This window comes from Frankia sp. CcWB3 (assembly GCF_977927595.1).
Genome location: NZ_CDWRCK010000123.1, coordinates 1 through 11,049 on the forward strand (window position 1 = coordinate 1; position 11,049 = coordinate 11,049).

At 68.3% G+C, this 11,049-nt stretch carries 10 protein-coding genes and 1 pseudogene; 5 read left to right on the forward strand and 6 right to left on the reverse strand.

Annotated features, from left to right (window positions below; genetic code table 11):
* Positions 1–1,250, reverse strand: a 1,250-nt coding sequence (gene sdhA, locus ACY5KJ_RS11295) for a succinate dehydrogenase (quinone) flavoprotein subunit (protein WP_462203331.1), incomplete at its 3' end; no start/stop codon positions are given.
* A 122-nt stretch (positions 1,251–1,372) separates the two neighbouring features.
* On the reverse strand, positions 1,373–2,113 hold the full coding sequence (locus ACY5KJ_RS11300) for a succinate dehydrogenase cytochrome b subunit (RefSeq protein WP_462186186.1): 741 nt from the start codon (positions 2,111–2,113) through the stop codon (positions 1,373–1,375).
* A 92-nt stretch (positions 2,114–2,205) separates the two neighbouring features.
* Between ACY5KJ_RS11300 and ACY5KJ_RS11305 the strand changes: the two genes are divergently transcribed.
* From ACY5KJ_RS11305 to ACY5KJ_RS11315, 3 genes are all read left to right on the forward strand, one after another.
* Positions 2,206–3,156, forward strand: coding sequence for a LysR family transcriptional regulator (locus ACY5KJ_RS11305; RefSeq protein ID WP_462186185.1), 951 nt, complete (start codon positions 2,206–2,208; stop codon positions 3,154–3,156).
* Between the two features lie 343 nt (positions 3,157–3,499).
* The gene (locus ACY5KJ_RS11310; RefSeq protein ID WP_462186184.1) at positions 3,500–3,871 is read left to right on the forward strand and encodes a hypothetical protein; all 372 of its coding nucleotides are present in this window, start codon (positions 3,500–3,502) and stop codon (positions 3,869–3,871) included.
* Positions 3,872–3,967: 96 nt separating this feature from the next.
* Positions 3,968–5,065: an amidohydrolase family protein gene (locus ACY5KJ_RS11315; protein WP_462186183.1), complete on the forward strand. Its 1,098-nt coding sequence runs from the start codon at positions 3,968–3,970 to the stop codon at positions 5,063–5,065.
* Between the two features lie 35 nt (positions 5,066–5,100).
* On the opposite strand, the gene ACY5KJ_RS11320 is transcribed toward ACY5KJ_RS11315, so the two are convergent.
* Together ACY5KJ_RS11320 and ACY5KJ_RS11325 are read right to left on the reverse strand one after the other, a co-directional pair.
* Positions 5,101–5,535, reverse strand: a complete 435-nt coding sequence (locus ACY5KJ_RS11320) for a response regulator (RefSeq protein WP_462186182.1) — start codon at positions 5,533–5,535, stop codon at positions 5,101–5,103.
* Positions 5,536–5,632: 97 nt separating this feature from the next.
* A pseudogene (locus tag ACY5KJ_RS11325) lies at positions 5,633–6,719 on the reverse strand (PLP-dependent cysteine synthase family protein).
* Positions 6,720–6,907: 188 nt separating this feature from the next.
* On the opposite strand from ACY5KJ_RS11325, the gene mshB reads away from it, so the two are divergent.
* Together mshB and ACY5KJ_RS11335 are read left to right on the forward strand one after the other, a co-directional pair.
* Entirely contained in the window at positions 6,908–7,831 is a 924-nt protein-coding gene (gene mshB / locus ACY5KJ_RS11330; protein ID WP_462186181.1) for an N-acetyl-1-D-myo-inositol-2-amino-2-deoxy-alpha-D-glucopyranoside deacetylase, read from the forward strand.
* A gap of 52 nt (positions 7,832–7,883) precedes the next feature.
* The gene (locus ACY5KJ_RS11335; protein ID WP_462186202.1) at positions 7,884–8,108 is read left to right on the forward strand and encodes a DUF1918 domain-containing protein; all 225 of its coding nucleotides are present in this window, start codon (positions 7,884–7,886) and stop codon (positions 8,106–8,108) included.
* A gap of 73 nt (positions 8,109–8,181) precedes the next feature.
* Here ACY5KJ_RS11335 and ACY5KJ_RS11340 read toward each other — a convergent pair whose 3' ends face one another.
* A complete protein-coding gene (locus tag ACY5KJ_RS11340) occupies positions 8,182–9,696 on the reverse strand; it encodes a glycoside hydrolase family 26 protein (protein WP_462186180.1) in 1,515 nt (504 codons plus the stop codon).
* A gap of 311 nt (positions 9,697–10,007) precedes the next feature.
* Positions 10,008–10,970, reverse strand: a complete 963-nt coding sequence (locus tag ACY5KJ_RS11345) for a CAP domain-containing protein (RefSeq protein WP_462186179.1) — start codon at positions 10,968–10,970, stop codon at positions 10,008–10,010.
* Positions 10,971–11,049: the final 79 nt, after the last annotated feature.

Sequence of the window (11,049 nt, forward strand, 5' to 3'; positions counted from 1 at the left end):
ACCCACAGCCCGCCCATGGTGTAGTGGACGGCCGGGTAGATCCGCATCGGCACCTTGTACGGGTCCTCGGCGGTGATCCGCTCGTACATCTCGAACAGGTTGCCGTACTTCTCGCGGACCTTGTCCTCGCCCATCCGCTTGATGGCGTCGGCGAAGTCGAGGTAGACGCCGAGCCCGCCCGGGCCTACGCCGCGGCCGGCGTCGCACTGGTACTTCGCCGCCCGCGATGCGATGTCACGGGGGACCAGGTTGCCGAACCCCGGGTAGATCCGCTCGAGGTAGTAGTCGCGCTCGTTCTCCGGGATGGTGTCGGGCGAGCGGGTGTCGCCCGCCTTCTTCGGCACCCAGATGCGGCCGTCGTTGCGCAGCGACTCGCTCATCAGCGTGAGCTTGCCCTGGTAGTCGCCGGAGCGGGGGATGCAGGTCGGATGGATCTGGGTGTAGCACGGGTTGGCGAAATACGCCCCGCGCCGGTGCGCCCGCCAGATCGCGCTGGCATTGGAGTTCTTGGCGTTCGTCGACAGGTAGAACACGTTGCCGTACCCGCCGGTGGCGAGCACGACGGCGTCGGCGAGGTAGGTGGAGACCTGGCCGGTGACCAGGTCGCGGGCGACGATGCCGCGGGCGTGCCCGTTGATGACGATCAGGTCGAGCATCTCGGTGCGCGGGTGTATCTCCACGCCGCCGGCGTCGATCTGCCGGGACAGCGCCTGGTAGGCGCCGATCAGCAGCTGCTGACCCGTCTGGCCCCGGGCGTAGAAGGTCCGCGAGACCTGCACACCGCCGAACGAGCGGGTGTCGAGCAGGCCGCCGTACTCCCGGGCGAAGGGCACACCCTGCGCCACGCACTGGTCGATGATCTGGGTGGACGTCTGCGCGAGACGGTAGACGTTGGACTCCCGGGAGCGGAAGTCGCCGCCCTTCACCGTGTCGTAGAACAGCCGGTGGACCGAGTCGCCGTCGTTGCGGTAGTTCTTCGCCGCGTTGATGCCGCCCTGGGCGGCGATGGAGTGCGCCCGGCGCGGCGAGTCCTGGTAGCAGAACTGGATGACCCGGTAGCCCTGCTCGGCGAGGGTGGCGCCGGCGGCGCCACCGGCGAGCCCCGTGCCGACGACGATCACGGTGTGGCGGCGCCGGTTGGCCGGGTTGACCAGCTTGGCGGTGAAGCGTCGCTTGTCCCAGCGTTGCTCGATCGGTACGTCCGGCGCCGCGGTGTCGGCGATGTCGGCACCGAGGTTGTAAAACGACATGTCAGCCCTTCCCATGCTTCCGGCACCGCGCCGCGCAATGTTGGCCGCGGAGCCGTCGGCTGTTCAATCCACCAGTGCAGTGACCCGTCGGCCCAGCGACCCGTCGGCCCAGTGCCGTGCCGTCAATCCACCAGGCCGGCGAGAACCGACACCGGGACGATCACGAATCCCACCGTGAGGAGAACCGCGAGGGCATTGGCGGAGGCCTTGAAAACTCGGTCCCGTTTCGGGTTGTTGACACCGAGCGTCTGGGCCGCACTCCAGAAGCCGTGCTGGATGTGGAGCCCGAGGGAAATCATGGCGGCGATGTAGATGAGCGTGACCCACCACACGCTGAAACTCGACACGACGTTGTCGTAGGCGGCACCTTCGACCCCGTGTCGGTTGAGGGTCAGCGTCGTGAAATCGAGGATGTGGTACACGATGAACAACGCGAGGGTGATTCCCCCGTAGCGCATCACATGCGTGGCATAGCTGGCCCGGGCTCGTTGGCGGTGGACGTACTTTGTCGGCCGGGCCCGCAGGTCACGCCGGCTGAGCTGGTACGCGGACACCGCGTGCAGGCCCACGGCCAGCACCAGCACGACGCGTTGGATCCATAGGTACCACGTATCGTGCAGGATCGGCTCGCCGATCGCCCGGAGCCAGCCGGCGTACTGGTCGAAGTCGTTAGGGCCGAAGAAAATCTTCAGGTTCCCGAGCATGTGAGCGATCAGGAACAGGAGCATCAGCAGCCCGGTGACGGCCATCACGGTCTTTTTGCCGATGGTTGACCGCCACAGGTTGCGCAGGACGGACGAAGATCGCGGGGGCCGCGGGGTGGGCGCAGGGGACGCCGATCGCGCCGGGGTTGTCACAGCCACGAGCGCACCCTAGAGCGTACTCCCTCCAGTGGTCCAAGACATGATAAACCTGGACTCGATAGTGCCGTCCTATCGACGTCTACGCTGGCGGCGTGCAGCTCCACCAACTCGCCTATTTCGTCGCCGTCGCGGAGACCCGGCACTTCACCCGGGCCGCCCAGCGGGTGCATGTCGCCCAGCCGTCCCTGTCCCAGCAGATCCGCGCCTTGGAGCAGGAGCTGGGCACACCTTTGTTTAACCGCGCGCGGGGGAACATCAGCCTGACCCCGGCGGGGGAGACGCTCCTGCCGCTCGCCCGGCGCATCCTCACCGACACCGAGACCGCCCGCCAGCGGGTCACCGAGCTGCTCGACCTGCGCCACGGCACGGTGCGCCTCGGTGCCACCCCGAGCCTGTGCACCGGCTTCCTGCCCGACGTGCTGCGACTGTTCCACCAGCGGTACCCGGGCATCCGCCTGCTGGTCGAGGAGGGGGGATCACGCGACCTTGTCCGCGATCTGGCCGCGGGCAGCCTGGACCTGGCGTTGATCATCCTTCCGCTGCAGAGCAGCGACCCGGCACTGGCGACCTCGCCGCTGATCCGCGAGAGCCTGGTCCTCGTCTCGTCGCTGGACGAGCCACCGATCGTCGCCGGGCGCCCGCTAACCGTGGCCGATCTGCGCAACCACCCGATGGTGATGTTCCGCCGCGGCTACGACCTGCGGGAGGCCACCGTGACGGCCTGCCGGGAGGCCGGATTCGAGCCGATTTTCGCGATCGAGGGCGGGGAGATGGACGCCGTGCTCGGTTTCGTCGCGGCGGGTCTGGGCAGCGCGGTGATTCCGAGCACGGTTGCCCACCGGCTCGGCATGCGGGTCACCCCGTTCGTGCTCCCGGGGCTGCAACGCACCATCGGGCTGGCGCGTCGCCGCGACGTCGAGCCGACCCGTGCCGCCGTCGAGTTGCAACGGGTCCTGTGGGAGTACCTCCGCGACGCCGAAGCCTCGGGCAACCTTCCCGACGGCACCCGACTCCTCGCCGGACCGACCTCCGCCGGCACGTGATCTGTCATCTTCAGGCTCTCGTGCAACATATTCGATGAGGTGGACCTTTCGCGGCGGGGCGGTCGGGTTTTTTCGAGTGAATCGCCATCTCTTTTTCTGGTTCGGCGTGTGGTCCGCCCGTCCACCGAGCCCATTTTTTCCGCCCACCCGCACGCGATCCGGTCGGGTGGGCTTAAAGTTGTGCGAGCGGTCGTAGATCGGGCGGTTTCCGGTCTACGGGGACTGGCTGCGGGGGGACTGGTTGCGGGGACCACTGCCAACACGCGGTTCGCGTGAACTGGCGCCAGTGCACAACGGGGGCAGCGTCGGAGCTGCCGTCGACCTCGAACACACGGGAGGCGATATGAACAGCGTCGACATTGCCCTGAAGGAATCGCTCGAGATAAGCGGGGCGCTTGGGGCTGCCCTCGTCGACTTCACCAGTGGAATGACCCTCGGAACGGCCGGTAACACGCATGCGATCGATCTCGAGATCGCCGCGGCCGGAAACACCGAGGTCATCCGGGCGAAGATTCGGACGATGGAGAGTCTCGGGCTTCAGGACACCATCGAGGACATCCTGATCACGCTGGGTCGCCAGTATCATCTGATCCGGTTGTTGCAGAGCCATTCCGGCCGTGGCCTGTTCCTCTATCTGGTGCTCGACAAGTCGCGCGCGAACCTCGCGCTGGCCCGTCATCGGCTGCGCGCCGTCGAGTCGCAGCTCGACGTCTGAGTGCTTCCGGGGCCCGATCAGGCGGCGCGTCCTCGCCACGGGCCTGGTGCCGGCGCGCCGGTGACCGGACGACGATGATAGGGATATGACGTGAATATGAGCGTGCCGACGCTGCGGATCCGTGGCGGCGTGCTGGTCGGTCCGACGGATGTCCGTGACGAGGTCTGGGTCGTCGACGGCCGGATCACCTTCTCCGCCCCCACCGGTGCGGCGGCCCGGGACGTACGGACGGTCTCCGGATGGGTGTTGCCCGGCCTCGTCGACGCTCACTGCCATGTCGGCCTCGCCGCGCACGGCGCCGTCGACAGGCCCACCACCGAGCAGCAGATCATCACCGACCGGGCGGCGGGCGCGCTGCTGCTGCGCGACGCCGGCTCCCCGGCCGACACCCGGTGGATCGACGCCCGTGACGACCTGCCCCGGCTGGTGCGGGCCGGCCGGCACATCGCCCGGCCCCGGCGGTACCTCCGCAACTACGCGGCGGAGGTCGAGCCGGCCGACCTCGTCGCCGAGGTCCTCGCGCAGGCCGACCGGGGCGACGGGTGGGTGAAGCTCGTCGGCGACTGGATCGACCGCGGGCTGGGCGACCTGGCGTCGTGCTGGCCCGCGGACGTGGCGAAGGCCGCGATCGACGCGGCGCACGCCGCCGGAGCCCGAGTCACCGCCCACTGCTTCGCCGAGGACTCCCTCGCGGATCTCGTCGAGGCGGGGATCGACTGCATCGAGCACGCCACCGGTCTCACCGAGCACACGATCCCGCTGTTCGCCGAGCGGGGGGTCGCCATCGTGCCGACCCTGGTGAACATCTCGACCTTCGAGGACATCACCGCGGGCGCCGAGGCGAAGTTCCCCGCCTATGCCCGGCACATGCGCGCCCTGCACGCCCGGCGCCATGACACCGTGCGGGCGGCCTACGATGCCGGCATCCCGATCTTCGTCGGTACCGACGCCGGGGGAAGCCTCCCGCACGGGCTGGTCGCCGCGGAGGTGGCCGAGCTCCGCCTGGCCGGGCTGCCGGCGGCGGCCGCGCTCGACGCGGCGACCTGGGGGGCCCGCTCCTGGCTCGGTTATCCGGGCCTGTCCGAGGGCGCCTGGGCCGATCTGGTGGTGTATCCGAGCGACCCGCGGGCCGACGTCGCGGTGCTCGGCGCCCCGGACCTCATCGTCCTGCGCGGACGGCCGGTCTCTCCCTGAACGTCCCTGCGTCCCCCCCCCGGGTACGCGGCCGGTCAGCGGGGAGCATCGAGGACCTGCCGGACCTTGTCCAGCAGGGTGCGTTCGGAGAAAGGTTTGGTCAACAGCGATACCCCTGGGTCCAGCTTCCCCTGCGCGGTGAGGACGGGATCGGCGTAGCCCGACATGTAGAGTACCCGGATGCCGGGTTGCTGGGCCCGGATGCGGTTCGCGAGTTCCGTGCCCTGCATGCGCGGCATGATGACGTCCGTGAGCAGCAGGTGGATGTCGCCCCGGTGCTCGATTGCGATCGAGCACGCGTCGAGGGCGGTGGAAGCCGCCAGCACCTCGTAGCCGTTGCGGCTCAGGATCCGCCGGGCGACCTCGAGCAACGCGGCGTCGTCCTCGGCGATTAGAATCGTCCCGCCGTGCCGGGCGGGCTCGGAGTCCGCCGGTCGTTGTCCGGCCGGGTCCTGCGACAGGTTCCGCATAAAATCACCGCAGTAGGTAATTTGCCGGTAGCATTTAGTGATCGGAGGAACCGTAGCATCGCTTTCGGTGGGTCGCCACCGCGCCGGCCAGGCCGTGTCAGCCCGGCCAGGTTGTGGAGGTCACGGCTTGGCGCAGGATCTCGGTGAACGGCCGCGGGTCGAGGCCGGCCGCGTCGAGCCAGGAACCGGAATAGTACGTGTCGGCGTACCGTTCGCCGCCGTCGCAGATCAGGGTGACCACGCTGCCGCGGTGACCAGAGGACACCAGTTCGCAGGCGAGCCGCACCGCGCCCCAGAGGTTCGTCCCGGTGGAGGCACCCGTCCGGCGGCCCGTCAGCGTCTCCAGGAACAACATGGCCGCGACGGACGCCACGTCGGGCACGGTGATCATCCGGTCGACGACGTCGGGGAGGAAGCTCGGCTCCACCTGTGGGCGGCCGATGCCCTCGATGCGGGAGTGCCCGCCGGTGGCGTGCGGGTCGCCGGTGGACCAGGCGCGGTGGAACGTCGAGCCCTCGGGATCGACGACGCACAGCGCGCAGTTGTGCTGCCGGTACCGCAGATAACGCCCGATCGTGGCGCTGGTGCCCCCGGTGCCGGCGCCGACGACGATCCAGGTGGGGATGGGATGGCGCTCCAACGCCATCTGATTGAAGATCGATTCGGCGATGTTGTTGTTGCCGCGCCAGTCCGTCGCTCGTTCCGCGTAGGTGAACTGGTCCATGTAGTGACCGTTCGTGGCCTCGGCCAAGCCGCCTGGCCTCCGCGTACACCGTGGTGGCGTCCGCCACCAGATGGCAGCGACCCCGCTCACGTTCGATCAGGGCGATCTTCTGAGCGCTGGTCGAGGCGGGCATGACGGCGATGAAGGGGAGTCCGAGCATGCGGGCGAAGTAGGCCTCCGAGACCGCCGTCGACCCGGAGGACGCCTCGACGATCGTCGTCCCCTCCCGGATCCAGCCGTTGCACAGCCCGTAGAGGAACAGCGACCGGGCCAGGCGGTGTTTCAACGAGCCGGTGGGATGCGTCGACTCGTCCTTCAGATAGATGTCCACGCCCCGTTCCGCCGGCCACAGGTGCAGGGGGAACAGGTGGGTGTCCGCCGATCTGTTGGTGTCGGCCTCGACTCGGCGAATGGCCTCCCGAGTCCATCGGACGTCCTGTCTGGCGGGTGCATCACTCATGCCCTTCCCGTTCCCCGGATCATGCTTGGATGAAGATCTTTGTTCTTTCCGCCCGCCTTCGTCGATTCGTCGATCTGTGAGCTGTTTATCTCTTATGGGTTAACGGCGCGATTGCGGGCTCTGTATCCGTAAGTTACCGGTTCGATAGTCGAGATGCGCCGTCCGTGGGGCGCCCCTACCGTCAAGCCATGCCGGTTACTCAAGGTTCCGGTGCGCTGCCTGCCCGTCGGATCGTGTTCGTCCATGCTCATCCCGACGACGAGACGATCGCGACCGGGGCGACGATGGCCCGCTACGCCGCCGATCCCGACACCCAGGTGGTCCTTGTCACGTGCACGCTGGGCGAGATGGGCGAGGTGCTGCTCCCCGAGCTGACCAACCTGCGGGCGGACCGCGCGGACCAGCTCGGCGGATACCGGATCGGGGAGCTGGAACGGGCGTGTGCCGAGCTCGGTGTCAGCGACTACCGCTTCCTCGGGGGCGCCGGTCGTTGGCGGGACAGCGGCATGTTGGACAGCCCCGCGAACGACGACCCGCGCTGCTTCTGGCGGGCGAACATGGACGACGCGTCCGAGGCGCTCGTGCGGATCGTGCGGGAGGTTCGGCCGCAGGTGATGGTGACCTACGACGCGATCGGGGACTACGGCCATCCCGATCACATCAGGGCGCACGACGTCACCGCCCGGGCCTTCGCCGACGCGGCCGATCCGGACTTCGCTCCCGACGCGGGTCCGACCTGGCAGGTCTCGAAGTTGTACGAGACGGCGCTGTCCCACTCCGCGGTCGAGTCCGCGGTGGACCGCATCTGGCGGTCCGACCTGGCGAAGACGGTCCCCGAGGGGATCACGATGCCCTCGGACATGCTGCTGTCGGTTCCCGATACCAAGGTCACCACGACGATCGAGGCGCCGGGCTTCTTCGCCGCGAAGATCGCGGCGATGCGGGCCCACCGCAGCCAGATGACCGTGGACGGATTCTTCTTCGCCCTGGTCGACGGGAACGGCCGGTCAGCGAAGGCCACCGAGAACTTCGTGCTGGCCCGGGGGACGGTGGGCCCGGGCTCGGGTTCCGGCGTGGAAACCGACCTGTTCGACGGAGTGGTGGCGCACTGATGCCGGAACAGGCCGCGAACGGGCCGCGAACAGATCGCGGGAGGGAATCTTGATGTACACCGGAAACATCATGTACGCCAGGGTCGGGGACCGCCTCGTCGTGCGTAATTCGGCAACGGGTCGTACCGAGCGCCACGGTGTGATACTCAAGATTCGTGGCGAGAGCGGCCGGCCACCGTTCATCGTCCGGTGGGACGACGGCCGCGAATCGTGGTACATCCCGGCGGCCTACGAATCGGTCGAGCTACGCCCCTGCCGCGACCGGCGGCCCGGCTGAGGACCTCCTCGGGGGGAGGGGTGCCGCCCACTGATCGTCGTCGGCGGGCGGCACCCGGCATCACCCCCGGACCCTACTGCCTGGAGTAGAGCTGTTTATAGCGGGCGCCCGCCTGCCGGTTCAGGTAGAGACACGCGGCGCTGAGCGGTCGGTACAGGTTCGAACCGACGTTGTTCGGGTCGCAGTTGTTGAAGTAGTACTCGTAGGCCAGCCCCTTGCCCGCATGGGCCACGAACCAGTCGTACATCCACTGGACGTAATTGGCGTTGTCGCCACCGCCGTTGTTTCCGCTGCCACTCACCACCCCCCATTCGCCGACACCGAAGAGCTTGTTGTGCGCGCGGGCGAAGTTGAACCAGTAGTTCAGCCCACCGGGGGCGTTAGCCTGGGCGTCGAACTCGGCCTTCGTCCGGGACGGCGGCCAGTGGTCGTACGCGTCGAGGCCGACCCCGTCCACCCAGGCGTCACCCGGGTACATGTCGATCGGGTTGTGGCTCGGCGGGTTCTGCGAGTAGTGAGCGTTGAGGCACCAGCACAGGATGGGGTCCGGCTCCGCGGTCGAGTTGATGGCGTCCGCGACGTGACGCCAGCAGTTGATGTAGGCCGTGGGGTTGGTGGCGGACCACTCGTACCAGTCGCCGTTGCCCTCCCAGGCGAGCCGCAGGTAGGAGTTCTGCCGGCCGTAGGCGTTCAGGACGCGGCCGAAGGTTTTCCAGTACTCGTCGTAGGCCCCGGTGGCGCACGTCTCGTTGCTGGCGCCGATGTTCTCCGGGAAGGGTGGGATGGAGATGATCAACCGGCCGGGCCAGGTGGCGAAGGTCCGCAGCAGGTCCACCGGCTGGCTGACGTTCCCCCAGTTGTTCCGGGTGGTGTAGAGCAGGGTGAAGTCACAGGGCGCGCCGCGCCAGGTGCAGAACGACTCCAGGTTCTGCTGGTTCATCACCGGGTCGGGATAGGTGCCGGTCAGCCACCCTTTGCCCGAGCGGGGCCCGGCGTAGGACGGCGGGGCCGGCGGCGGGTTCGCTCCGGTGGTGATCTCCGCCCGGTCGAAACCGACGTTGTTGCCCCTCGAGGAGGTGTTGCGCTGCCCGGTGTTCGTCAGCGTCAGGGTGTGCGTGCCGGCGGTGAGCTTGTCCGAGCTGTAGAGCAGGGTGACGGTCGCGTTTGGCGAGTAGGTGTCGACGCTGGTGGGCAGGCCGCCGTCCAGGCGGACCGTGCTGAATCCCCCGATCGGGCCCTTGGCGCCGTAGAGGTTGACCTGCGTTCCACTGAAGCGGATCGTGGCAACTCTACCGGCGGTCGCCGAGTAGTAGAAGCTGTTGTTCGGAGAGGTAATGCAGCCGCTGCACTTCGCCCACCCCGCCGAGTAGGAGACCTGGTTGATCCCGGTGCCGATGGTGCCGTCCTCGATGATCGTCGGGGTCTGCGCGCGGGCAGGTCCGGTCAACGCCCCGGTCATCAGGGCCACGGTGAGGGTGAGCAGCAGACCGCCGAGCCGGTGGCGACGTGCTTGAGTCCGCGCATGACGGCCGTTCGAATATCTCCTGGGTTGGGACGCCGTCCCGTCCCGTTGATCCTCTGTACGCATTCTCCAGTCCTGTCCTGGGTTGTGGAACGCAGGTCGAGCTTGTCGATGAAAGCTGACTCAACCAGGAAGGACGCTAGATCAGTGGTTCGCGGGCATGGCCGAACGCCGTTGTCCGGAGATTCGACGCGGACTTCTCCAGGCGTGGGCGAAGACTTGTGACGTTGTCTTTCCCATCGGTTCCGGCGGAACGTGCGCAGCCGGGTTGCGCAGGTTTTTCGCCTGCGGCGGCGATGTCACCGGTTCTGGCGGTTCTTTGGGACCGGCGCAGGAAAATCGTGATCCGTTCGACCCAGCAGGCAGAGTGCCAGTGGTCAGAGCAGGGTACCGAAGACCTGCGTCCAGCAGAAACCATATTCGCCGCCGGTGGCCTGCCCGATGCCGATTTGGCGCAGCCGCGGGATGAGGATGTTCGCCCGGTGGCCGGGGCTGTTCATCCATCCCGTCACCACCTCGTCCGCGCTGTTCTGGCCGGCGGCGATGTTCTCGGCGACCTGGGCGTAGCGGTAGCCCAGGGCGCTCACCCGGTCGGACACCGTGCGTCCCTCCGGGCTGGTGTGCGCGAAGAAGCCACGGGTCGCCATGTCCACGCTGTGCGCCTCCGCGGCGGCGGCCAGACGGTCGTCGACGGTCAGCGGCGCGAGACCCTCCCGGGCGCGCTCGGCATTGGTGAGCGTGACGACCCGCGCGAGCACGAGGGTCAGACCGCCCTCCCCGGTACCCCGACCCGTGGAGTCGGGGTACCGGGGAGGGGCACGGCGTTGGCCCTGGTCGTGTTGGCCGTTGCCGCCGTTGCCGCCGTTGCCGACGGCGACTCCGAAGTCCCGGGCGAGACCGGCGAGGCCGTCCGCGTACCCCTGCCCCACCGCCCGGATCTTCCACGCGGGGCCGCGCCGGTAGATCTCCACCAGCGTGACCACGGTCTCGCGGGACAACGGCGGCGGCGCGAAGCGGGCGATGAGGGCATCATGATCATTATGGATGGTGACGGCGAGAGCTGGCAGCCGTCCGAAGGGCGTCGTACCGTCCTCGGGGCTGGCGGCGATCACGACACGTTCGGCGCCCGGGTGCAGCCGGCCCGGATCGACGGTCACCGCGCTGCCCGAGAGCGCCACGCCCGGCGCTCTGGGCTGGTTGTAGAACACGAAGTCGTTGTCCGCGGCGACCTTGCCGTTCGCGCCGGTGACGAGCGCACAGACGTCGAAGGGACCGGCGAGCCGGACCGAGACAGGGCCGGGAGGCAACGGCCCGTTCGCGCCAGGTACCAGGTCCCTCATCCGTTTCCACCCCTGTAGCCGTGTTCGTCCGCCATCGAGCGTTCCTCCGCCATCGAGCGTTCCTCCGCCATCGAGCGTT

Bases quoted from the DNA above. Each gene is read 5' to 3' on its own strand.
- ACY5KJ_RS11310 (WP_462186184.1), top strand. From the start codon at position 3,500: ATGAACAGCGTCGACATTGCCCTGAAGGAATCGCTCGAGATAAGCGGG.
- ACY5KJ_RS11315 (WP_462186183.1), top strand. From the start codon at position 3,968: ATGAGCGTGCCGACGCTGCGGATCCGTGGCGGCGTGCTGGTCGGTCCG.
- ACY5KJ_RS11320 (WP_462186182.1), bottom strand. From the start codon at position 5,535: ATGCGGAACCTGTCGCAGGACCCGGCCGGACAACGACCGGCGGACTCC.
- mshB (WP_462186181.1), top strand. From the start codon at position 6,908: ATGCCGGTTACTCAAGGTTCCGGTGCGCTGCCTGCCCGTCGGATCGTG.
- ACY5KJ_RS11335 (WP_462186202.1), top strand. From the start codon at position 7,884: ATGTACACCGGAAACATCATGTACGCCAGGGTCGGGGACCGCCTCGTC.
- ACY5KJ_RS11340 (WP_462186180.1), bottom strand. From the start codon at position 9,696: ATGCGTACAGAGGATCAACGGGACGGGACGGCGTCCCAACCCAGGAGA.
- ACY5KJ_RS11345 (WP_462186179.1), bottom strand. From the start codon at position 10,970: ATGAGGGACCTGGTACCTGGCGCGAACGGGCCGTTGCCTCCCGGCCCT.